The organism is Sporolactobacillus sp. KGMB 08714, from assembly GCF_036598985.1.
Taxonomy (GTDB): Bacteria; Bacillota; Bacilli; order Bacillales; family Sporolactobacillaceae; genus Sporolactobacillus.
Genome location: NZ_JAUUBW010000003.1, coordinates 43,791 through 68,519 on the forward strand (window position 1 = coordinate 43,791; position 24,729 = coordinate 68,519).

General features: G+C 43.1%; 20 protein-coding genes. 18 read left to right on the forward strand and 2 right to left on the reverse strand.

Annotated features, from left to right (window positions below):
- The first annotated feature begins 16 nt into the window (after nt 1–16).
- From arcC to Q6A92_RS02315, 3 genes are all read left to right on the forward strand, one after another.
- Nucleotides 17–970 carry a carbamate kinase gene (arcC, locus tag Q6A92_RS02305; RefSeq protein ID WP_274399786.1) on the forward strand — a complete coding sequence of 318 codons (954 nt, stop codon included), beginning with the start codon at nt 17–19 and terminating at the stop codon, nt 968–970.
- A 433-nt stretch (nt 971–1,403) separates the two neighbouring features.
- A complete protein-coding gene (locus Q6A92_RS02310; RefSeq protein ID WP_332236905.1) occupies nt 1,404–2,108 on the forward strand; it encodes a Crp/Fnr family transcriptional regulator in 705 nt (234 codons plus the stop codon).
- 1,090 nt (nt 2,109–3,198) lie between these two features.
- The gene (locus Q6A92_RS02315; protein ID WP_274399792.1) at nt 3,199–3,546 is read left to right on the forward strand and encodes a bh protein; all 348 of its coding nucleotides are present in this window, start codon (nt 3,199–3,201) and stop codon (nt 3,544–3,546) included.
- Nucleotides 3,547–4,096: 550 nt separating this feature from the next.
- Here the strand turns inward: Q6A92_RS02315 and Q6A92_RS02320 are convergent.
- On the reverse strand, nt 4,097–5,275 hold the full coding sequence (locus Q6A92_RS02320; RefSeq protein WP_332236906.1) for a polysaccharide polymerase: 1,179 nt from the start codon (nt 5,273–5,275) through the stop codon (nt 4,097–4,099).
- Between the two features lie 455 nt (nt 5,276–5,730).
- On the opposite strand from Q6A92_RS02320, the gene Q6A92_RS02325 reads away from it, so the two are divergent.
- The 11 genes from Q6A92_RS02325 to Q6A92_RS02375 all read left to right on the forward strand — a co-directional run bounded on the left by Q6A92_RS02325 (nt 5,731) and on the right by Q6A92_RS02375 (nt 18,203).
- A complete protein-coding gene (locus Q6A92_RS02325) occupies nt 5,731–6,627 on the forward strand; it encodes a MurR/RpiR family transcriptional regulator (protein WP_332236907.1) in 897 nt (298 codons plus the stop codon).
- Between the two features lie 161 nt (nt 6,628–6,788).
- A complete protein-coding gene (locus tag Q6A92_RS02330) occupies nt 6,789–8,069 on the forward strand; it encodes a Zn-dependent hydrolase (protein WP_332236908.1) in 1,281 nt (426 codons plus the stop codon).
- Complete coding sequence (locus Q6A92_RS02335; RefSeq protein WP_332236909.1) at nt 8,069–9,409, forward strand: amidohydrolase family protein; 1,341 nt, start codon at nt 8,069–8,071, stop codon at nt 9,407–9,409. Before Q6A92_RS02330 ends, Q6A92_RS02335 begins: the two co-directional genes overlap by 1 nt.
- 23 nt (nt 9,410–9,432) lie before the next feature.
- A complete protein-coding gene (locus tag Q6A92_RS02340; RefSeq protein WP_274399800.1) occupies nt 9,433–10,635 on the forward strand; it encodes an aconitase X catalytic domain-containing protein in 1,203 nt (400 codons plus the stop codon).
- On the forward strand, nt 10,635–11,042 hold the full coding sequence (locus tag Q6A92_RS02345) for an aconitase X swivel domain-containing protein (protein ID WP_274399801.1): 408 nt from the start codon (nt 10,635–10,637) through the stop codon (nt 11,040–11,042). Before Q6A92_RS02340 ends, Q6A92_RS02345 begins: the two co-directional genes overlap by 1 nt.
- Before the next feature lie 48 nt (nt 11,043–11,090).
- The gene (locus tag Q6A92_RS02350) at nt 11,091–12,056 is read left to right on the forward strand and encodes a C-terminal binding protein (protein WP_274399802.1); all 966 of its coding nucleotides are present in this window, start codon (nt 11,091–11,093) and stop codon (nt 12,054–12,056) included.
- A 40-nt stretch (nt 12,057–12,096) separates the two neighbouring features.
- On the forward strand, nt 12,097–13,107 hold the full coding sequence (locus tag Q6A92_RS02355; protein WP_274399803.1) for an ABC transporter substrate-binding protein: 1,011 nt from the start codon (nt 12,097–12,099) through the stop codon (nt 13,105–13,107).
- 137 nt (nt 13,108–13,244) lie between these two features.
- Nucleotides 13,245–15,278 (forward strand): urocanate hydratase, encoded by a 2,034-nt coding sequence (locus tag Q6A92_RS02360; RefSeq protein WP_332236910.1) that lies wholly within the window; start codon nt 13,245–13,247, stop codon nt 15,276–15,278.
- On the forward strand, nt 15,271–16,515 hold the full coding sequence (gene hutI / locus Q6A92_RS02365; protein ID WP_332236911.1) for an imidazolonepropionase: 1,245 nt from the start codon (nt 15,271–15,273) through the stop codon (nt 16,513–16,515). The genes Q6A92_RS02360 and hutI overlap by 8 nt, the downstream gene beginning before the upstream one ends.
- Before the next feature lie 33 nt (nt 16,516–16,548).
- On the forward strand, nt 16,549–17,376 hold the full coding sequence (locus Q6A92_RS02370) for an ABC transporter permease (RefSeq protein ID WP_274399807.1): 828 nt from the start codon (nt 16,549–16,551) through the stop codon (nt 17,374–17,376).
- A gap of 14 nt (nt 17,377–17,390) precedes the next feature.
- The gene (locus tag Q6A92_RS02375) at nt 17,391–18,203 is read left to right on the forward strand and encodes an ABC transporter ATP-binding protein (RefSeq protein WP_274399987.1); all 813 of its coding nucleotides are present in this window, start codon (nt 17,391–17,393) and stop codon (nt 18,201–18,203) included.
- Between the two features lie 788 nt (nt 18,204–18,991).
- Here the strand turns inward: Q6A92_RS02375 and Q6A92_RS02380 are convergent.
- Complete coding sequence (locus Q6A92_RS02380; RefSeq protein WP_332236912.1) at nt 18,992–19,936, reverse strand: LCP family protein; 945 nt, start codon at nt 19,934–19,936, stop codon at nt 18,992–18,994.
- Nucleotides 19,937–20,917: 981 nt separating this feature from the next.
- Between Q6A92_RS02380 and Q6A92_RS02385 the strand changes: the two genes are divergently transcribed.
- From Q6A92_RS02385 to Q6A92_RS02400, 4 genes are read left to right on the forward strand one after another with little or no spacing between them, the layout of a single operon-like run.
- On the forward strand, nt 20,918–22,408 hold the full coding sequence (locus Q6A92_RS02385) for a BglG family transcription antiterminator (RefSeq protein WP_332236913.1): 1,491 nt from the start codon (nt 20,918–20,920) through the stop codon (nt 22,406–22,408).
- Entirely contained in the window at nt 22,398–22,859 is a 462-nt protein-coding gene (locus tag Q6A92_RS02390) for a PTS sugar transporter subunit IIA (protein WP_274399811.1), read from the forward strand. The genes Q6A92_RS02385 and Q6A92_RS02390 overlap by 11 nt, the downstream gene beginning before the upstream one ends.
- A gap of 24 nt (nt 22,860–22,883) precedes the next feature.
- On the forward strand, nt 22,884–23,339 hold the full coding sequence (locus tag Q6A92_RS02395) for a PTS sugar transporter subunit IIA (RefSeq protein ID WP_332236914.1): 456 nt from the start codon (nt 22,884–22,886) through the stop codon (nt 23,337–23,339).
- Nucleotides 23,340–23,370: 31 nt separating this feature from the next.
- Nucleotides 23,371–24,720, forward strand: a complete 1,350-nt coding sequence (locus Q6A92_RS02400) for a PTS galactitol transporter subunit IIC (RefSeq protein WP_332236915.1) — start codon at nt 23,371–23,373, stop codon at nt 24,718–24,720.
- The last annotated feature ends 9 nt before the right edge of the window (nt 24,721–24,729 follow it).

Consider the following 24,729-nt stretch of genomic DNA (forward strand, 5'->3'; position numbering starts at 1 on the left):
ATTGGGGGAATAAATCATGACTGAAGAGAAAAAAGTGGTCATTGCTCTGGGCGGCAATGCAATTGAGACCAATAACGACGCCACAGCGAAAGCGCAGCAGAAAGCGATCGCCCATACGGCGGAACAATTAGTGCAAATCACAAAAAACGGCTATAAGATTGCCATTACACACGGAAACGGACCTCAGGTCGGCAATATATTATTGCAACAAAAAGCGGCGGATTCGAGAAAGACGCCCCCGATGCCGATCGATACGTGCGGAGCGATGAGCCAGGGAATGATCGGCTATTGGATGGTGAACGCCTTGGATAATGCTTTTGCAAAGGAAAACATTTCCAAAAAAACGGTCAATATCCTGACGCGCTCGCTTGTATCCGCGAATGATCAGGCGTTCGTTCATCCGGTCAAACCGATCGGTCCTTTTTACAGTGAAGAAGAAGCGAAGAAAATGATGGCGGACGAGCACATTCTCTTTAAGGAAGATGCCGGAAGGGGTTACCGGCGTGTGATTGCTTCTCCCTATCCAAACGAGATTGTTGAATATCAGGCGATTCGGGATTTAATGAATACCGGCTATGTAGTCGTCGCGGTCGGCGGCGGCGGCGTTCCGGTGATTCAGGGAACGAATGGTTACAAAGGTGTCGAAGCCGTCATCGATAAAGATTTCGGCGCTCAAAAACTGGCGGAAGGAATCGACGCCGACATTTTGCTGCTTCTGACCGCGGTGGACAGTGTTTATATTTATTTTAATACTCCGCAGCAAAAAAAACTGGACACCGTTTCGGTGAGCAGGCTGCGCCGCTATATCGCCGAGAACCATTTTGCGGAGGGCAGCATGCTGCCGAAAATCAAAGCCGCCATCTCTTTTGTCCAGGCCCGATCAGGCCGCCGGGCGATCATTACCTCACTGGATCATGCTCAGGAAGCATTGGCCGGCGGGCCGGCCGGCACGGTCATTTACGCCGATTAAGCAGAATGATCATTCTGCTGCAGCCGGGGAAAAGGCGCTGCGGATTCTCTGCCCCTCCGCCGTAAGAGTCATGACACTCAATGATTATTGATGCGTTTTCGAAGAGGTGAGTGACAGTCTGAAGTCTTGGGTCCGATTCCCGGAGATTTTATTAGCGGCGGCTGCTCCTGTATGTTTCCCGAAGAGGCGGATTGGAACCCTTGACCCGCTTTTCCGGGAAATATTATGGCGGTCATCGGTTTTTTGAAAATGGATCCGCTGCGGTCTCGGCATGCCTATCTGCCTACGGTTTTTCTCAGGCACTTTAAGAAGTGGTCTCTGTTTTGCGAGAGATCACTTTTTTACATAAATTTCTCCTGTTTCATTGAAATAACCGACCCACTAAACTACGATAAAAGTAGGGAAGAAAACGCTTTATTAGGAGGGAGCAGCCATGGATAAAGAAAAGGCAAGGCAGCTTTTATCAAAGTTTTTTATCTTCTCCGATTATTCCGATGAGGAGCTGGCTTCGATTTATTCCTCTATTTATTTGCGTCATTATAGTAAAGGGCAGATGCTTTTTATTGAAGGGGATCCGCGTGACCGAATCTATTTTTTACTCAGCGGTTACGTCAAGTATGAACGCACGAATACAAAAGCAACCTTAATGTACACGGACTATGTCAAGCCATACAGCCTTTTTCCGTACGGCGGGATGCTGTCGGATATAAATTATCATTACTCAGCGATCGTTGCGGCCGATGTTTCGCTTTTTTATATTCCGACATCCGTTTTTGAGGCGTTCGTCGTCGGACATTCCCGGGCAATGGTCGAGCTTATCCATCAATTGTCGCGGATATTGGAACTGCACGAAAAACGGCTGCAGACGATCACCGTTTCCAGTGCAAGCGAGCGGGTCATCCACGCTTTGCGCTATCTGGTGATTGATCTGGGCAGGCAGGACGGCTGTGAGATCACCCTGCCTTTTCACTTATCCACTGTGGATTTAGCAGGACTATCAGGCACGACGCGTGAAACGGTCAGCCACGTTTTGAGCAGGCTGAGGAGGGATCATGCCGTCACCATTCAGAATCAGAAAATCATCATTCATAATCCTCATATTTTTGATATCGGAGAAAGAGAAACCGTCACCATTTGATCACATAAAGCAAGAGCTTCATTAAGAAAACATTTGGCGGCTCCATCAGAGGGAAAAGAAAAGCCGCCTTATAGATCTTTCGGTAATTCAAGACTGGAGAAGAAGGCGCGCCCTCAGAAACAGGCGGATTGGAGAAATCGCTGTAAAGATGAATCAGAGATTTCCGGACGCTACACTCTTCACGCGTTGCAAGCGGATATAATACCTCATAAGAAGCAGAGACCCCGATATTGTGGCACAATCTTTTTTTCTCTATGCCATGCAAAAGGACGGAGGAAAGCGTAAAAAAATCGATCCTTCGATTTACTCATTATCCCGTTAGATCAAGATCAACCGCGATTCGCATGGATAGATCGCAGACCGGCCTATCGCGGCCTTTTGCTGATCATCAGTATTTAGCTGATGGAAAGAACGGGAATTCTGTGCCATTACTTTGCTGGATGTTAATGGATTTGCCTTATTCCCTCCTCAACTCTATGAATATGCTATGCTGATTGCCGGAAAGAAAATAACTTCAATAGATGAGCCTCCTTCTTACCGGTGAATGTTAATGAAAATAATAATTAATTCTATAGCAATTGGAAGGGCGCCCTCTAATCGGACGCTATTCACTTTTTTGCCGGAAAAAGCGCAGCATTGGCCGTGGGAGAATCGCTTTGCATTTCCGTATATCAGGCTATCGGAAGATCCCGATGTTAGGGTATTTTTTCTGAAATAGCAGCATAATGATACCAATGAAAATAATCCGTTCAGTGAAAAAATACTGATGCGGCCTGTGATCATTCCCGGCAATCCGGGATAATCGAACTTTTCAGGGGACGAGCACTGATAGAAATTTTTTCTGTATCAGTTTCGGAAATCCTGACGGAAGACAAACCGAGTCAATGCGCATATTATCCGGAAGAAAGGCTGAGCGGGAACCCGCGGTTTTTTGGAACAGGTGAAGAAGGAAATGAGTGTAACGTCGTGTTAAAATAACTTATAAGGATCAAGCCGTTTATCGTGTTACTGAAGGAGGATGCTTTTTATTAAGAAAAACAAAAAAATGGCCGCGATCCATCAAACTGCTGAGTCAGGGAGGAAAATCAGGATGAAAAAGCACGAAGTGGAAGCTGATTTATTCTGTACGAATTGCGATCGTGAAACAGCCCATAAAATAGTCTACATTAATGATCAAATTGCTCAAATAGAATGCGAACAGTGTCATCAGGCCATAAACATGGAGATCGATGTCGTGAAGGAATTTTATAAGGAATTGTACCAAAAAATCGCAACCAAACCGACAAGAATCACGCAGGAATACAGGCAGGATCTCAGTGCCTTTCTCAGAAAACTGCCGTTTCGAGTCATTAGCAAGCCGTACCGGGTGATCAAGGAATTAAATGAATCCAGAAAGATTATAGAGCAGTACAGACAAAAAAATGATGGCGTCAAATGAACGATTTATAACAAAAAATAGGCTTCATTGGCAACGAAAGGGCCCTCCATACCTGCCTTTTGCCCCATTCAGCACCCTCTTGAAGGCTCCTTTGTTCTGCCCGGGGCATCCACCCATTTTGTAATCTTCACCGTATCGCCGCAAAAGGGCAGAAACCGGCTGCCATAATCGGCAGCGATGCGATTGCCGCCCAGCCTGTCGCATATTATGCCGCTATTTGGATGTCGGCGTCCCCGGGCAACTGTCAATCCTCGGCCATCAAGGGACAGTGCAGTGAACCGGTTCTCATAGTACTTTAAAAGTGTTCTGTCGATATTTTAACAGCTCTTCTTTGAGGAATAAAAGAAAATGTCCCAGCCCGGAGCGGGTTATCGAAAATTCCTGCACAAAGAATAAAAAACATTGAACCCCCTTCGTTAAATACAGGTATCGTGGCCGGCGACCGGGAAACGTTAGTGATACTCATTGCGGTCTCTGTGCGCCGTCTTCCAGCGCCCCAGTTAGCTTTTTCTCAAGCCAGCCGTTTATACCTGCATCTACATGAGCGGTTTTATCTCTCTATACGGGGAATTTGCTGATCTGCTTTTTCGTTTCTGAAATTTGCCGCAAGCATGAACAGGGTAAAATTCAGCGGAGAGAACAGGTTCGCTTCCCACATTGTCTCCAGACCGACAAGGGTCACGATGATTGCCGGCAAATAGTTTTTTGCGGCAATCAGCCGATATATCCGCAAACAGATCCAGAGCAGAAATAAGACTGTGAAAACGATACCGAACTTGAACAGTATGTGCAAATAGGACGAGTCAATATAGAAATAATTATGGATTGAAGCAATGGGACCTGCTCTTCCGCCCCCTGTTTCTATCACATGCTGGCCAAACCAGGTGATCGGATAACGCTGAAAGGCCGTATACCCGAGCTGCAGGCGGCCCGTTAATAGTTGATCGAGATGGATGTTTCCGATCATGCCCTTGTTGTAGGCATACATCTTGGTTATCGTAAGCGCTGTGAAGGCAAAGAGCGGGTATGAGATCGGCATAAATAATTTACCGAATGTCTTCATCGGCCCGATGTGCGGAATTTTAATAAGGAAAGGTGCAGCCGTCAATAGAACAATGCCCAGTGTATCATTCCGTGCATTCATATAGTGAAAAACAATGGCAGCCGCAAGGCCCAGTCCTATGACAGAAAAAGCACCTAATTTCTTTTTTAAATACACATAAGCCGCTGCAGCAAGGAAAATAAGATCGGACATCACCGTCGCCTGTGTCATGCCGAATGCATGGCGCACAGCTCCATCTCTGATTTCTTTATAATTAGGTATCCATCCGAAGTGAGAACCGATGTAAAGCATCATTATCGAAGCAGTCAAAGTAAAGAATGCTGTTCTTGCGGTCGTTTTCCATCGGACATCGTGCAATAAAAATATCAGCACAACGATGACTAACGGCATTGGGTCCTGTGCATGATAGGAGATCAAGCCGGCAAAAGCAGCCGAGACGCTAAGGAAAACAAGAATTTTAATATCATATCTTTGAAAAAAAATCTTGAGCATTGCAAAGATGATCATGCAGATCAGCAGATAGCTGGTTTTTAGATAGGGCGCAAAAAACAGGGCGGAATTTTGGAGAATGCAGTATAAAAGTGCAAAAGTGAAACATACAATTTCACCCACGCTGACGATTTTCTTTTTTTTATTTTTGCTTCTTTTAATTCGCAGTGTCTGCATCAACGTTTTTCCCACGTTTTTCAAAACCGCCGTACTAATGATTTTCCCCCCTTGCGTGACACAAAACTTGATAAATAAATATACGTATAGCATTTAAATTTGTGTCCCAGAACCATGCATAAAGAGATCGACAGTGCCTATAACTTCCTAAAGAAAAAAATTTTTTCCATCACCCACTTGCTGATTCCTATACACTGATTCTATCAGAAGGGTGCCAGACACTGGTAAGAAAGGACTTTTAATCAACCAGTAGATCCTAAATGATTAACTATCGATACTTTGCCAATACCTTAAAGCCAGTAAAAAAGCGAAAATTTAATAATATATAATAAAATCTAAATTATTAGATTGACTTTCTGTACGGCATGAATATAATTATTTATATATACTTTATATTGAATGAATCCATTAATTATTGATTATTCTAATATTTATATTTAGGTGTGGTGACATAATTGAACTACAAAACAGATATAGGTAAGCTGGATGATCTCAAAGAAAAAATAGCTATTGTGTCTCAGGAATCCCCAACGTATGAGAAACTTGCTCTTTATTTTGAGAAGGGATACAAACATATAATTTTTATGACTGCATCTGAAGTAGCAGCACAGGCCGATGTCAGCCAGGGCAGTGTTTCGAGATTTTGCATTGCACTTGGTTACAAAGGTTATAACGATTTTTTGCATAACCTTCAGCAATTTGTCAGAAAAGAAATTACAGCCCCGCAAAGATTGCAGTTCACGGCTAAATCAAACAAAAGCATCATAAATATATTAAAAATGGAGCGTGAAAACATTGATGAGTTAGAGAGCATTTTGAATCAATCTGATTATCGGAAACTGGTTGAAAATATTGTTTCAGCAAAGCGTTTGGTGCTTATTTCGGCGAGAATGTCGGCAACCTTATTATCTTATACTTATTATATTCTGAATAAAATAAGAAATGACATTATTCGAGTTACTCCAAACAGTCCGGAATGGGAAACTTTAGAATTGCTTGATCCCGCTGATGTGCATATAGTAACGATTGTTTTTCCGAGATATCCCAATATATTGTTACATAAATTAAACGAACTTCACCAAAAAAATTTTTCCATCTCAGCGATTACTGACAGTGTGACATCTCCGGTATTCAGCGTGGCTGATCCGGTAGTCAGTGTGCCGATTACAACCTCTTCAATTTTTGATATATACAGTACACCGATCCTCTTTCTCAATTTGTTGTTACGGGATGTTGCCAGAGAAACTGAGGGACTGGAAAAAAGAATGAGCAAACTCGAAGAACTGGATCGAATCCATCAAACTTATTATAAGATGCGGCCACATCATTCAGACAACGCTAGGAATGAATGAATGTATCCATTTGTTTTCAAAAAATGTTTCCGGAAAGATTAGAAATATTATTGTGGGATAAGCGCATCACCTTCTTTTTTTGACGTGGGTGCTGCTTTAACCAAAAAAATCGGAATATATACATAATATTAAATTATGTATTGAAACGAGGGTTCTGAGAAGTGGAAAATTATCAGAATAGAAGTATAAGTTCAATTCGGGTGAACAGAAAGAGGCTCGATGAGCGGCTGAAAAAAATGGCCACTTTCGGCATAAATAAAAATGGAGGCATTGATCGTTCACTCGGAAGTATCGAAGATCTTCGCACAAGAGAATGGCTCAAAAAAACGTGGGCGAATACGCTGCATTCAAAAGTATGGGTTGATCCAGCCGCGAATTTGTGGGCTGAGGCAGGTGGAACTGAAGATCTGAGCCCTATCGCAATCGGTTCGCATCATGATGCAGTTGCCAACGGCGGCAAATATGATGGAGCCGTCGGCGTACTTCTGGCAACAGAAATTATACAGAAATTAAGAGAGGAGAAGTATCCTCTGCGTCACCCGATGAGAATTGTTTCATTTTCCGCTGAAGAGCCGAATCCATTTAACATTTCGACACTTGGAAGCCGGTCAATTACAGGTGTACTGAAAAAAAAAGATTTGGCCCATGTAACAAATGGAGTAACCAAAGAAAATCTGACCGACACACTCAAACGTTTGGGAGGTGATGTGGAACTGCTTGATGAACGTATCTTAAAACCAAATGATCTAAGAGTTTTTCTGGAATGTCACATTGAGCAAGGAAGAAATTTGTGTGACAGTGGCCGATCACTTGCTGTTGTTACAAGTATAACCGGTATTTATCGCGAGAAGATCAAAATTTTCGGGGAAGCCAACCATTCTGGAACGACATTAATGAAATATCGGCATGATGCACTGCTGACCGGTGCTGAACTTAGCCTTGCTCTTGAAAAAATAATAGTAGATGTTAATCGAAACGATGTCGTCGGAACAGTCGGACATTTTGATGTGTTTCCTAATTCCGCCAACATTATTCCGGGTCAAGTGGAACTGATTGTTGAGATCAGAACGTCTGATAAAGGAATTTTGCATCAGATCGTTAACCGGCTTTCCCAATATATCGATTCGATTGAAAAGGAGCGTGATGTCCAAATCGAAAGAAGAATCATTCTGGATCAGAAGTCGGTGCCTATGGATTCAGACATCCAGAAGACCCTGAAAAAAGTTATTGGGTCTATGAATGAACCGTTTCTTTCGCTTCCGAGTATGGCGGGACATGATGCGGTACATATGGTTCCTATTGCAAAAACAGGGATGCTTTTTGTACCCAGCATCGACGGGAAGAGCCATTGTCCGGAAGAAAAGACAGATTTAGAGGATATTGTAAAAGCAGGGAATGTCCTGTTACAGACAGTACTTGCTTTAGATAAGGAGCTTGACTGATGGTTCAAAAATTATACAAACCTTTTCTCCTTTATATCGATGGTAGATTTGCAGAACATCAAGGGATTGTAACTGCTCGGGGAATGATCAGGGAAGTCGGTTTATTGGCGGAACTGGAGAAAAAATATCCGGAAGCTGAAACGATTGACTGGCCCGATGAAGTCATCATTCCCGGTACTGTGAACGCCCATAATCATTCCTTCCAAAGTCTATTGAGAGGATTAGCCGTTGATAAACCGTTTTTGGAATGGCGTGATCAGTCGCTATATAAATATTCTCCTTATCTGAAAGCCAAAAATGTATACACCGGAGCAGTTTTTGCATTTGGGGAAATGATGAAATATGGCGTTACGACGGTCTGCGATTATTTCTATGTCCACAATGAAGGCGTCGACAGCGATGAAGCGATTATACAGGCTGCCAAAGATGTAGGAATCCGGCTCGTTCTGGCGAGGACAATGTATGATTGGAACGGTGCTCCTTCCGGTTATATCGAAACCGTTGAGGATGCAGCGCAGAACGTCAAGTATCTGGCTGAAAAATATGCAGCCGACGATATGACGACGATCGTTCCTGCTCCGCACAGTCTGCATGCTGCTTCAGTTGAAATGGTCAAAGCAGGTCATAGGCTGGCTCAGGAACTTGACACTCATTTTCATATTCATGTCGCGGAAGAACCGTTTGAAGTTGATCAAGTCCTCAGAGAACATAATCTGCGGCCCGTCGAATTGCTGAAGAAATTAGGTGTCATGGATGATCACCGCATGGTGGCCATCCATTGCGTCTGGCTTAATGAAAATGAGAAAGAGTTGATGGGTAAAACTCAATCAAAACTTGTTTATTGTCCATCCAGCAACATGTTTCTTGCGGACGGTGTGACAGATATTCCGGCTCTTCAGAAAAAAAGAGTGAACATTGGGTTAGGCTCAGACGGTGCATGCAGCAATAATCGGATTAGTGTGTTTGAAGAAATGCGGATGTGCGCGATGCTTCAGAAAGTAAACACATTGAATTCACTTGCAGTAAACTACAAACAGGTTTTCGATATGGGAACCGTGAATGGAGGAGAGATTCTGCAGCTTCCGATTGGAAAACTGCAGGCCGGATATAAAGCCGACTTTGTCGCTTTAAACAGTAAAGATCTATCTATGCAGCCGATTACTCAAAATTATGAACAGATTCTTCCCAATATTGTGTATTCAATGCAACCGAATGCCATTGATTATGTCGTTGTTGATGGAAAAGTAACCGTAAAGAAAGGAAAAATTCTTACTGTACCGGAGCACAGGATAGTTGAAAAAGTCGAAAATCTAATGAATGGACTTGAAAAGGGTTTGTGAAAAAATAAAGGGGAGTGGTGAAGATGGAACTAAGCCTGGAAGAGCAGGAAATGCTGGACGGAAACTACGGAAAGGGAGTACAGATTGCGATGAAGATCCAGGTGGCATTGGGCGACGTGTTCAATGCTCAGCGGATGGTTCCGGTCAGCCGGACACATGTCGCTTTAAGCAACCAGGAAGCAGATCTCTGGTTTGTTGAGAAAATGGTCAGTGCCGGTGCTAAATGCCGAGTTTCTCCGACTGTTAATCCAGGATTTAATCTTGAATATTTTCAGTGCATCACAACGATTTCAAAAAAAGATGAAGAAATGATACGGCGAACAAGGAAGGCTTATAAAGATGTTGGGGCAACATTGACCTTTGACTGCACTCCGTATCTTGAAAAAAATGTACCGAGGTTCGGTGAGATTACAGCCTATTCAGAGTCCAGCGCCACACCATTTATCAATTCAGTATATGGTGCGCGTACGAACCGCGAGTCGGCGCAAAGCGCACTTTGTGCAGCTATTACAGGGAGAACGCCGCTGTATGGATTCCTGCTGGACGAAAATCGTAAGGGGCAGGTGCTTGTTGATGTGCAGGCGAAAATCAAAAGTGATTTTGATTATCAGCTGCTCGGGTATGCAGTTCCTAAAAAACTCAAATTTAAAACTCCGGTTTTTGTTAATGTACCGACCAACCCCTCAGCGGCTGCCTTGATGAATCTTGGCGCTCAGTTAAATACGGCGGGCAACGTTCCGATGTACCATATCGTCGGTGTCACTCCGGAGGCAAAAACCATTAATGATGCTTTTCAAGGCGGAGATCCCGAGTACGTAATCACGATCAGCGAGGAAGATTTGGAAAAAGTCCATGAGGATATTACTGATCCGGGTGGAAAAATAGATTTTGCTTTATTTGGTTGTCCGCATTTTAACATCAATCAGGTCGCTCATATTTCCAAACTTGTCAAAGGAAAAAAACTTAAAGTTAAACTTTGGATCATGACTTCTTCTCTGACAAAAGAACTAGCCAGTCGGATGGGCTATCTTGAAATCCTGCAGGCAGCAGGCGGGGACATTGTTGATGATACCTGTATGGATCAGCCGTGCTGGGAATTCCTTTATGGGAAGAAAGGTGTTACGGATTCACCCAAATGCGCTTATTACACAAAAAGAAGAAATATGCAGTTTGTCATCCGGAATGTTGATGAATGCATCGATGCCGCTATGAGAGGTGAAATCTGATGGAGAAAAAATTTGTTTGTCACAAGGTTTCCGAAGGAATTATTGAAGGGGATGTGCTGCTGTCATCTGATGATCTGTGTTTTTACTTGGTTGAACCGAAAACCGGCGTTGTCATTGAAAAAAATCATAGTCTGGAAGGGCAGTCCATCGCCGGGAAAATTCTTGTTTTTCCTAGTGGAAAGGGAAGCTCGGTTGTCCAGGCTGATGGTATGTATCAACTGAAAATGAGCGGGAAAGGACCCAAAGCTCTGATCATCAAATATCCGGATACCGTGCTTGTGGCTAGCTCAATCATTATGGAACTGCCGGTAGTGGATCAAGTCGATGAAAAATTTTATGAACAAATAAAAAATGGTGATCACGTGCTGCTTGACGCCGATCATGGCTCATTAACGATCAATCCATGAGTGATGGTCTTTCATCAAGGCTCAGCAGATATACAGGGGAGTGATGGTTTGAAACCGTTAATTTGGATTATTGATGAAGAATGGTCGGATTATTGCGCTGAGGAGGAGATATTAAAAAATACCTTTCCAGACTGTGAAATCAGATATTCAGGAAATGATTATCAAAAGGATTTGGAGTTATTTGGGAAAGATGCCGATGCAATCCTTTGCCAAGTCTATATCAGATTAACACAGGCGTCCATTCAGAAACTGACAAGATGTAAAATCATCGCTGTTTATGGGGGTGGTTATGACCGGATAGATATCGAAGCAGCCAAGGCCCAAAATATTACCGTCACATTTGTCCCTGGGTATTGTACTGAAGATGTCTCAGATTATGTGATTTCAGCAATCTATTTCTTTAATAAGAACCTAGCATTCTATTTCGATGTGGCAGATAAGGGACTATGGGGTGCCCAGGCGGCAAAAGATCTTAATCCAAGGATTCAATCTTCGACCTTATTGATTATCGGATTTGGAAGAATAGGGAAAACCGTAGCCAGGAAGGCGAAATTAATGAGAATGAATGTCCTGGTTTGTGATCCCAACCTTAACGGCAACGATGAGGGAACATACGGCATCAAAAAAGTAGGTCTAGATGAAGGGCTCGCTGCGGCCGATTTTGTGACGATTCATGTCAAGTATGACAAAAGTGTCGATTCACTCATTTCTATGAAGGAATTTGGGAAAATGAAGAAAACTGCATATGTCATCAATACTTCCCGCGGAAGGGTCATAAATGAAGCGGATCTTATGGATGCTGTCCGTATGAAAGTCATAGCCGGTGCAATGCTCGATGTCATTGCCAATGAACCTCCTGCGGGTAATGAAGCCATCTTTAATGTTCCCGGCATATTCGTCACTCCTCATGTTTCCTATTTATCAACGGAATCGTTATCTACCTTGAAGATGCGGGCAGCAAACAATGTTGTGAAAATATTACAAGGAAAAATTTCAGAAGATGCTGTTTATTGATTCAAATAAAATGAATTTTCATTTGGGAGGTATTACATAATTGAAAAAGCTATGGACTCTTTTACTTGCCGGCATTGTCATACTGACACTCCTGCTTTCAGGATGTGCTTCAAATCAAGGCAGCGGTAGCAGCAGTGCAAAAAATACGTATAAAGGTGCCGTTAAGCTGGGCATCTCTTCATGGATCGGGTTTGCTCCTATGTATTTGGCTGAGCAGAAGGGATTTTTCAAGAAACATGGTGTAAACGTTCAGCTTCAAACGATCCAAAGTGCGTCTGACAGACGTACAGCCATGGCTGCCAGTCGTATCCAGGGCTTTATGACAACAGTTGATACCCATGTTATGACTGCAGCGGCTAATATTCCAGTTTATCAGGTCCTGGCGCTTGACACATCAAGTGGCGGTGACGGAATTGTTGCCAAAAAAAATATTAAGACCTTCCAGGATCTTAAAGGAAAGAGAGTCGCTATAGATACCAGCGGCGGAGCAAGTTATTTCTGGTTTATGTACATGTTGGATCAAAAAGGTATGAGCCTAAATGATGTGAGTGTTGTTAACATGAGTGCAGGCGATGCCGGAGCGGCATTCGTCGGCGGCAAAGTGGACGCTGCCGTAACGTGGCAGCCATGGCTGACCAAAGCTGAAAAGACTTCCTTTGGACACGTTCTTCTTTCCAGCGATAAAACGCCTGGATTAATCGTCGATTCGCTCGGCCTCCGTAAGGACTTTGTTGATCAGAATCCGAAACTCGTTCAGGGAATTGTTGATGCTTGGTATGAAGCGCTGGATTATGCTAAGAAGAATCCGGATGATGCAGATAAAATCATGGCAAAGAGCATGGGACAGACGGTCAGCGATTTTAAAGCAGAAGAACCGGATGTTACGTTCTATGATCAAGCGGGTAACGAAAAATATTTTGGAACAAAGTCAGATCCGGGTCAGATTTATGATGTAACAGATAAAGCGGCTAGCTTCTGGAAAAAAGTCGGATTGATCAAGAAACAACCTAAGGCAACAGATTTAGTCAATGGAAGCTTTGTTAATCAATAATCGACCAATCAGCTGACGTTTGGCCGGCTCTTCACTCATTGTCTTGAACGCCGGAGAAATCTGAACATTCAAGTTCCGCTTGCCCGGCTCTGGGGTATGGGCGGCGGAACCCTTTTATTTATTTGGGAGGTCATTATATGAACGTTAACCAAAAGATATTGGAGTCCATGTCGGTGACACTGGACGACGAATTGCCCGATATGCCTGCATTTGTCAAAGGAATACGCCGTGCGCCGGACAGAGGATATTCTTTGAATAAAAAACAAACGGAGATTGCGTTAAGAAATGCTTTAAGATATATTCCTGAAAAATATCATGAAAAATTACTGCCCGAGTTTTTGAATGAACTGAAAACGAGGGGGCGGATTTACGGTTACCGCTTCCGCCCGGAAGGAAGAATTTACGGAAAACCGATTAATGAATATAAAGGCGAATGTGTCGAAGGTAAGGCCTTCCAGGTTATGATTGATAACAATCTGGACTTTGATGTCGCCCTTTATCCTTATGAACTGGTGACTTATGGAGAAACAGGAAGTGTATGCCAAAACTGGATGCAGTATCGGCTGATTAAGAAGTACCTGGAAATACTTGAAGCGGATCAGACGCTGGTCATTGAATCCGGTCATCCTCTCGGCGTGTTTAAAACAAAAAAAGATGCACCCCGTGTAATGATTACAAATGCGCTGATGGTCGGAATGTTCGACAATATGGATGACTGGGAAGTTGCTGAGCAGATGGGTGTCGCCAATTACGGACAGATGACGGCAGGAGGGTGGATGTATATCGGTCCTCAGGGAATTGTGCACGGGACTTATAATACTTTGCTGAACGCCGGAAGGTTGAAACTTGGCATTCCGAATGACAAGGATCTTGCAGGACATCTTTTTGTCAGCTCCGGTCTTGGCGGCATGAGCGGCGCACAGACGAAAGCTGTTGAAATCGCCAATGGTGTCGGTATTATTGCGGAAGTCGACAAATCGCGGATTGAAACTCGCCTGAAACAGGGCTGGGTCGGTGCTTCATCGGACAACCTGGATCAAGTATTTAAAATCGCCCGGAAACACCTTGACAACAAAGAAACAATTTCAATTGCTTATGATGGCAACGTCGTTGATCTGCTGGAATATATCGTAAAGCATGATATCAAGGTAGATCTGCTTTCAGACCAGACATCTTGTCACGCGGCCTATGACGGCGGCTATTGTCCTCAAGGAGTTACGTTTGCGGAAAGAACCAGGCTGCTTCATCAGGACCGTGATCGTTACCGAAAATTGGTTGATAAGAGTCTCGTTCATCACTATCAGTTAATCAAAGCATTAACTGATAAGGGAACCTATTTCTTTGATTACGGCAACTCATTCCTAAAGGCTGTGTATGATGCCGGAGTTAAAGAAATATCCAAAAACGGAATTGATGAAAAGGATGGTTTTACACTGCCATCTTATGTCGAAGACATTATGGGCCCGCAATTATTTGATTACGGCTACGGCCCGTTCAGATGGGTCTGCCTCAGCGGAAAAGATTCAGATCTGCACAAGACAGATATCGCAGCAATGAGCTGCATTGATCCTGAAAGAAGATATCAGGATCGAGACAATTACAACTGGATCCGGGATGCTGAGAAGAATCAACTTGTCGTTGGTACAAAAGCCAGAATTCTGTACCAGGATGCGGAAGGCCGTATCAATATCGCTCTGAAATTCAACGAGATGGTTCGGAACAAAGAAATTGGGCCGGTTATGCTCGGCCGGGATCATCACGACGTCAGCGGGACGGATTCTCCTTTCCGGGAAACGGCGAACATCAGAGACGGCAGTAATGTGATGGCAGATATGGCCGTTCAGTGTTATGCAGGAAACGCTGCACGGGGAATGAGCCTTGTGACCCTGCATAATGGAGGCGGTGTAGGCATCGGGAAAGCCATCAATGGTGGGTTCGGGCTCGTCCTTGACGGAAGCGAACGAGTGGATGAAATTATTAGAAAAGGGATACTTTGGGATGTTATCGGCGGTGTCGCCAGAAGAAGCTGGGCTAGAAATGGACACTCTATTGAGACGGCGCTGGTGTTTAATCAAAAGTATGAAGGAGAAAATCAGCTGACTATTCCTTATCTTGTTAATGATCGTCTGTTTGCCGGTGGGAGTTTTTCAAAGAGTGATGTCAATGACTAAACTGATGATTCTGCATGCCGCTGAACTGGCGACACCCGAAGGTAAGACGGCTGTTTATGGAGAAAAAATGAATCATTTGAAAGTGATTCACGATGGAGCAGTCGTCATTGAAGAGGGGCTAATTAAGGCCGTTGGTACAACTGGAGAGATTCTCAAAAATTATCATAAACCCCAGCATAAGGTCATTGATGCAGCCGGAAGAAGCCTGGTCCCGGGCTTTGTCGATTCACATACTCATTTTATATTTGGTGGATACCGTCCTGAAGAATTCTTCATGAGACTGAGTGGAAAGAGTTACATGGAAATTATGAAGGCAAAGGGCGGAATTGAAAATACAGTGAAAGCAACAAGAAAGAGTTCATTTGACGAATTGTTTCAGTCGGGAATCCAGCGGTTAAATTCCATGCTGTCATTCGGTGTAACGACAGTTGAAGGAAAAAGCGGCTACGGACTGGATCTGGAAACAGAAATCAGACAACTTAAAGTTATGAAAAAATTAAATGAGAAACATTCCGTAGACGTCGTGCCGACATTTCTCGGAGCTCATGCGGTTCCACCAGAGTTTAAAGGGCATAGCAGCGAGTATATTGACTTCATTATTTCAGAGGTTCTTCCACAGGTTTCTGATCAAAATCTTGCCGAGTTCTGTGATACATTTTGTGAAAAAGGTGTGATTTCAATTGATCATTCCAGACGTTTGTTGTCGGCAGCCAGGGATATGGGGCTTGATTTGAAAATCCATGCTGATGAGATCGAACAACTTGGGGGTGCAGAGCTGGCAGCAGAACTTGGAGCCGCATCGGCTGATCATTTGCTTGAAGCATCGGATGAAGGAATTGTCCGGCTTGCGGAAAAACATATTGTAGCCACACTTCTGCCCGCAACTGCATTTTGTCTGAACAAACGTTATGCGTCTGCGAGAAAAATGATTGACTATGGCTGCGCGGTTGCTTTAGCCAGTGATTTCAATCCCGGCAGCTGTTTTACAGATTCCATACCGCTCATATTTTCCCTGGCTTGCATTTATATGAAAATGAGCGGTGAAGAAGCACTGACCGCTTTCACCCTGAACGGCGCAGCTGCGCTGAACAGAGCGGATAAAATCGGGAGTATTGAAGAGGGCAAGTCTGCAGATCTTCTGATTTTGAAGTATCCAAGCTATAAATATCTCGTTTACAATACAGCGGTCAACATCGTTGATCAGGTTATAAAAAGAGGCGAGCTGATCACCCCTTGATTCAGCAAAAAGCTATAACGCGGAGGTTTGCTCATGTCCGTTAATGAAAAATCGGAGAAAAAAGTTAGTTTGGCGAGCAAGATTTCAATGTCATTTACACCCAAAATCGAGATCAGGCGAAAAACATACCTGCTGCTGGGTATCTTCGGGTTTGTCCTTGTCCTATTAGTTTGGAGTATCCTGACTTACGGAGGTTTTGTCGACAGTATTTTTGTACCGACGCCTACTGCAACCGTTCAGGCGGGAATTAATTTGTTTACTCAGCTTGGTTTTGCCGATGATATGGGGATTACCATTTTTCGGGTGATGGTCGGTTTTTTCCTTTCGGCGATCATTGCCGTACCACTTGGTGTCATGCTGGGAGCCTATAAGCCCATCGAAGGTTTTCTAGAACCGCTGATGTCATTTGTCCGCTACTTGCCGGCCTCAGCGTTTATCCCGCTGTTTATTCTATGGATCGGCGTAAGTGAAACTCAGAAGATAGCAATCATTTTCATGGGCAGTTTTCCCCAACTCATCCTCATGGTGGCTGCTGCCACAAAAAGTGTCCAGAATGATTTAATTGATGTTTCCTATACGCTTGGAACTTCCAGAGGAGCAGTATTGTGGCACGTCATTCTTCCGGCAAGTATGCCGTCTATTATGAGCTCTTTAAGAATGGTACTCGGCTGGGCATGGACCTACATCATTGTTGCCGAACTGGTAGGCGCTTCTTCCGGTATTGGTTATATGATTATTCAGTCCCAGCGAATGCTGAATACATCGCAGATCTTTGTCGGTATTTTAGCCATTGGAATTATCGGTCTGATTTTTGACTATCTTTTCAAATGGTTATCAAAGTTATTATTCCCATGGAGTTGAGTGAGGTGAAAAAGATGAGTGTAGAAAACGATAAAGATAACTTAGTCATATCTGGCATTACAAAGGTGTTCGGGAGTGGAGAAAAGTCGGTGAAGGCTCTTGATATAATCGATTTAGCAGTAAAGGATAAAGAATTTGTCTCTATTTTAGGAGCTTCCGGTTGCGGGAAATCCACTTTATTACGTATTGTTGGCGGGTTGGAGAAACCAACAACCGGTTCTGTAACGCTGGGTGGAAAAACAGTCACGGGTCCCGGCCCTGACAGAGGAATGGTTTTTCAGTCCTATACCCTTTTTCCATGGCTCAGTGTAAAAAAAAATATTGAGTTCGGCCTAAAACAAAAGGGGATGGCGGCGTCCGAACGATCCAGGATCGCAAATGAATACATTGAAATTGTCGGACTAAAGGGTTTTGAAAATGTCTTTCCTAAAGCACTATCAGGCGGGATGAAGCAAAGGGTGGCAATTGCCCGAGCTCTTGCCAACGATCCCGAAGTGATTCTGCTGGATGAACCATTCGGAGCATTAGATATGCAGACAAGGAGCCTGATGCAGGAACTCCTGCTAAAAGTTTGGCAGCAGTCTCAAAAAACCGTCCTCTTAGTAACCCATGATATTGATGAAGCCATATTCATGGCAGACAGGGTCGTTGTTATGAAATCAAGGCCCGGAAAAATTAAAGAAATTATTGATGTCGATCTGCCAAGGCCTCGAGACTATCATATACGTACATCTCCGCTTTTTCTGAAGTATAAATCACGTGCGGTTGATTTAATCAGAAATGAGAGTGTGAAGGAACTGGATATGGACAAATTGACTGCATTGTAGAAATAACTAAATTAGGCTCATCATTAATGTTCTGACTGAGGAACCAACCTTTTTAATACCGCAAATCAAATTATAGAAAAGATGGTGTTGAAGCAAATCAGGCAGAAAATAGGAAGGGATAAAGAACTTGCAAATCAGATCATTCGAGGCTGCCGGGTTAATCGTAATGAGATTCCCTGAAAACGGAGAGTTTCTAAATAATTTATGAGAAACACAGACTTCAACCTCGACTCGGCCGAATGGTGATGACTTATATGGGAATCAAGTACGGGCAGCGGCTCATGACACAGAACCTTTATACGACGAAATTGAAAAAACAGAAAAGGAAACACATAAATTAAGGGCATCTTACGTCTCAATCATCGACGGCGTAAAATGCTCTTTTGTAATCTGAAACAATATCAGAAAATGTGGACAAAATCAATTGCTTTTCAGACAACAATGCCTCATTTTATCCTTGGATTCAGCCTCTCGCAATAACATGCCATTATGGAGGGGTGAAAGGCAGACACTACTGGAAGGAACAGAAAGCACTTTACGCACAGCTTATCCTAGCTTAAAGGACTATTTTCAGGTTCGAAGTGCTCTGGACTCTGTTAAGATAGTCGAGGCCTCCCAAGATCAGAAGATTTGGCACAAAGCAGCTGCGCGTCTTTCTAGACTGTTCCACAAGGGGTCAGTTTGTTTGACCCAGTTTATACAGAAATAGATAGCGCAAAAATCAGAGAGAGGAGATAAGGCATCTAGTCTTCGGATTTTTTACCTTCCCTCTGATCATGCTGCGGCGATTAATTGGTAAAGTAATTTTTGATCACATTTTTTAACTGCCCCGGATCGAGCACGACCTGACTGTTGTTCGCCTGCAGCACATCATCGTACATCGTTACGCTCGTGCCTTTGACCTGGCGGTATTTGATCTGCTGCTCCGGATGGAAGTCGCCTTTGACGCCTAATCCGATGCTGACCATATCGTCGGTTGTCATATTGCTGGCAACAAGAAATTTGGATACTGAGCCGGACAGGGCGGGAAGTTTTGTGACATTGGACGGACTCATGACTTTGCGGGCAATGCCGATCAGTGCGGCCTGCTGCAGCTGCTGGCGTCCATAGTCTGTTCCGGGTACCGAGTAGCGCTCATGGGTGATTTCCGTGACCATTTTTCCGCTTAAAAAATGGGTCCCCGCCGTGAACGTCTTGCCTTTGTCTTCCGGATACCATGGGTGTGTCAGAGTCACTTTGAAAGGCAGCGTCATATTGATTCCGCCAATCGCGTCGACCATGTATTGCAAGCCCCAATAGTTTGTTTCCGCGTAATAATTGATCGGGACTCCGGTCAGATTGGAGATCGATGTTACGGCGTCGACTATTCCCTGTTTTACTCCGTGGTTAACTTGAGATATGTATTGGACACTGGTGAGTTTCGTGTACCCGTACCCCTGCATCTGCACCCGCGTATCCCGCGGGATGCTCAGCATATTATAGGTATGATTCGTCAGATCGGCATGAATCAGTACCATCGAATCGGTATGGCTCAGCGTGTCGCCTTTCCGCGCATCCGACCCGATCAGAAGGACATTGAAAGTGCCGGATTTCTGTTTGTACTTGCTGGTTGTCTTCCCGATCGGCTTCAAATGACTAAAATGATTGGTCGGCTTGAGCTGATTGTATTTATAGAAACCAAAACCGATACCGGCGGCTAACAAGAGAGCCAGTGCCAACAAACTATAGCGCAATATGCGTCGCCGTTTCTTTGATTTTCTGCCGCCAGATCTTGAATTTTCAGAAATCGATTCCTGAGACATCTTCTTCCCATCCCTTCATTTTTCACAACGAATCATTTTAAACATTTCTGATCCGGTAAACATGCGCGAATCCGCATCATTTATAAAACCGGATCCTCCAGAATTACCATTATATACCTTCCGGCAATTTCGAAATACTAAAGCTATTATACCTATCCCTTGGTACACGAAACAATCTAGTAAGAGAAAATTGTTAAATTAAAATGTGCTAACGTTTAGAAGTGCTGTGCGGGCTGCTTGACGGCTGCTCCATGCTCTGCCTGGGTCTGTTGCCGGCAGGGAAAATATTTTAAGCTTAGCAGACTTCTTTCAATATCCTCTCAACTTTCGGCGCTGATTATGATGCTCCGAGAAAGCTACTGATGTCTTGATTTTTATATTTTTTGACAATTATGGGCAGCAGTCTGCCATCGGTAATCATAGCTGCGGCTTGGCGGACTTGGACAAACTCTGAGCAGGAAAACCGGTTTAAATGCGTTGCGGCCATTTGTGCAGTATTCTCAGGCGTCGGCAATGGGACGGCTTTCTGACAATCCGGTGATTCGCGGATTCTTTTCGCCGGCACGCCGGATTCTTCCAGTCATCGATCATTTGCGCCGCTTGAGAGATCTGTCCCAGTTTAGTGAGTCAGCCGTTTCCGAAAATGTGTTTTTGTGGAGGCCTAAAAGAGACAGTGAAGAGTAAATGGATGGGAGGACGATGAAAGACTATGAATAATGGTTTTCATTGATCGCCAGAATAGTTCCCTTCATCTGAGAGGGTGAGGATCTGTTTAATGTTTATTGGGATTGTTCGGATTTCACATAAGGGGGGGTGAGCAACAAGGTGTCCATTGCATGGGGACATAATGGACATAGAGTAATGGGTGCGCTTCCAAAACTCATTATACAATAAACATGCGAGGTGATAGACGTGCAATTAGGTAAAAGAGAACAAGCATTAACCGATATTCTTTTACAGAAAAATGATTACGTAATGGCTAGTGAAATTGCGAATCTTGCAGGCGTATCATCCAAAACCGTATATCGGACAATTAAAAGTATTAATGATTGTTCCAGCAGTGGTGAAATTATCGAGTCATCAAGGGGCCATGGCTTCAAAATTAATTACGATAATTACATGAAAGAGAGGAGTAATAAGAACAGCGATATTTTAGACTATACACCCATTGAACGAAGAAACAGTGTCATTCTGAATTTACTGTTTAGAGCACCCTTTCCGGTAAGGATTGGAACAGTTTATCAGAAATTCTATGTTAGTGACTCTTCAATTGACAATGATCTGTCCGTTATTTCAAAGATATTAGAAGGCTATAATGTTGATTTATTACGTAAGGGTAAATCTATTTCTATTACAGGCAGTGAAATTGATATTCGAAAAGCAATCAACGCAACCATTTTGAAAATGAATTTATTTGAAGCCGATAATTTGGGCGACTTTACATCCGACCTGCATAAATTAAATTCTTATGATAAAGAGTTTATTATTTCTCAACTTGAAAAAATAGAACGTGCTCTGGATTTAACCATTCCTTATCCATATAATATAAATATTTTTTCACACTTATATATATTAATCACCCGATTTCGTGAAGGAAAGGTATTGGAAAGCAATCCGGAAGCCTTTGGAAATGAGCAAAGAAAGTTAATAAGAACGAATAAACAATTATACGTTGTTGCCAAAAATGTCATTTCTAACATCAGCGGTTATTTAAATTCAAAGTTGCCGGCTGTCGAATCCATTTATTTATTGCAATATCTTGTTTCTACCCGGTTTGACCGAGACGGGATTCACAGTAGCGAAACACCGGATCGTGTTGACAAAGTCACAAGATATTATGTGAAGGCTATTAATGGACTGGAACATTTAAACATTAGTTATGATTCCGTTAAAAATGACTTGGCCAATCATATTAAGCCCATGTTGAACCGAATCGATAATCATATTTATATCAAGAATAATCTATTAAATGAGATTAAGCTTGAGTACGGAAATCTGTTCCGGGACATCGTCAGGATTTCAAGCCAGGCAGAAAAAGTTTTCAATATTGAAAAGATAAGCAAGGATGAAAGCGGATTCATTGTACTGTATTTTGCAAAATATATTGAACAGGGCAATACGCAGCAGAAAGTGTTGATTATGTGCACGAGCGGTGTAGGGACTTCAGAATTATTGAAGGTTAAGGTTAAAAAGTATTTTCGGGAACTGGAAATCGTAGATGTTATATCGACGGCCAAATATAGAAAAAACGTCGATAAATATAAAAATATTGATCTGATCCTCACCACTGTTGATGTACAGACACCTAAGGGCATACCTAAATTATTGGTAAGCGCCATGTTTACAAATAAGGATAAGGAACGTCTAAAAAATTTATTGCGGGATAACAGACATGAAAAATAATACTTGCGGAATATTGGATGCTGATTTAATAACGGTTCATTTGCGTGCGGCAAGTAAGCATGAAGCTTTAGCCGAACTGGCAGGAATGCTTGCTGATCATAACTATATCGAAAGCGAAGACAGATTCATTAGGAGTGTATTAAACAGGGAAAAAAATGGATCGACAGCGCTGGGTTTCGGACTGGTAATTCCTCATGGCGAATCAAATACTGTATCAAGGTCTGTTTTGGCCATCGGCATAAGTCAGCATGATATTGAATGGGCGACCCCGGATCAGATACCGGTGAGAATCATTGTTTTATTAGCAATTAACAGCAATAGAACAGACGATTTAAGAATTCATCATATACAACAAGTTGTATCGAGACTTGCAGATGAAGAATTGATCAATCTATTAAAAAAAGCCGGTACTAAATATGACGTCATCCAATTACTAACAGAAAATGAATAAATCTGAATTATCGGGGGTCAGATTATGTATTTTAATCAAGAAATTATTTTATTCCACCGGTCAGCCGCTGATTGTGCCAGTGCCTTGAAATTATTAGCTGGCGAATTCTTAAAAAAGAGACTTGTGACAAACCGGTTTCTTGAAGGAATTCTGGAGCGTGAGAAAAAGTATCCTACGGGTTTAAACGTTAACGGCCTGGGAATTGCTATTCCTCACACAGACAGCGACAAAGTCGTTATATCACAGTTAGGGTTTATGTCGCTGACGAAACCAGTGAAATTTAAAGAAATGGGAAGTGATACCGGAACGGTAGATGTTAGCATGATTTTCATGCTGGGTCTAAAAAATGCGAAAGACCAGCTTAACATGCTGCAAAGATTGATGGCACTTTTTCAGAATGAACAGTTGGTTGGTCAATTGCAAACATGCGACAGAATCGATAACTTCATCGAAATGATGAGACAAGCCGGTATTAAGTGATTTAAATAATAAATTGTTTGGAGGGAATTATATGGCCGCAATTCAATGGTTTGTCAGTTTGGGAGCCAGTGTTATGCTTCCTGTCCTGCTCTTTATCTTTGCGCTTATTTTAAGAATCAGACCTGGTAAGGCTTTTAAAGCCGGTCTAACTGTTGGAATCGGATTTGTCGGTTTGAATTTAGTAATCAACCTTTTAACCACAAATCTTGGCCCGGCAGCACAAGCAATGGTAAAAAACTATGGACTTAATCTTAACTCGATTGATGTCGGATGGCCCGCTGCATCGGCAATTGCTTATGGTACAGTTTTAGGAAGCATGGCTATTCCGGTCGGTATTATTGCAAATGTGATTTTATTATTTATAGGTTTGACGAGAACGCTGGATGTCGACGTCTGGAATTATTGGCATATTGCCTTCACCGGGTCGCTTGTTTACGCGGTTTCTCAGAATTTCTGGCTGGGTATTTATACAATGGTGATTCATGCTGCTCTGCTCTATCTGTTAGCTGATTTGAGTTCTCGGACCGTACAAAAATACTATAATCTGCCGAACATTACTTTTCCGCATGGATCTTCAGCACCGGGGTTTTTGTTAGCATTACCGCTCAATTGGCTGTTTGATCGCATTCCGGGGATTAATAAAATCAAACTTGATCCGGAAACGGTACAAAAACGGCTGGGTGTTTTTGGAGATTCAACTGTGATGGGTGTGATTATCGGCCTGATCATCGGGCTGTTGGCTAAATATTCGATCGGTGCAACACTGCAGCTGGCAGTCAATACCGGTGCAGTGATGATGTTAATGCCGAGAATGGTTTCTCTGTTAATGGAAGGTCTGACGCCGATCTCTGAAGGCGCCAATGATTTTGTCCAAAAGAGATTTCCCGGCCGCAATCTATTTATAGGCATGGATAGTGCTCTTGCTGTAGGTCAATCATCGGTACTTTCTTCATCGTTAATTCTGGTACCGTTGACATTGCTTATTGCCGTTATCTTGCCGGGGAATAAGGTGCTTCCCTTCGGGGATTTAGCAACCATTCCGTTTATGATTGCTTTGATGGCCGCCGTCTTCAGAGGCGATATTTTTAGAACGGTGATTGGCGGTGCCATTGACATTGCAGTCAGTTTGTATGTTGCTTCCTGGGCAGCGCCTTTGATTACAAAAGCGGCTATTGCGGCAAAGTTCAATCTGCATGGCAGCCATTCTATCAGCGTATTGAGTGATGGCGGTGTCTGGACAACATGGTTTATCGTCGGATTGGGAAAAGTTATCAGCTGGGCTGGTATTTCAATAATAGGAGTGATCGTCTTTGCGGGATTAATCTACTTTAACAAGATTCGGAAATCCCCGGACAGCCCGGAAGATCCGTCAGAATCCTAATATAACAAT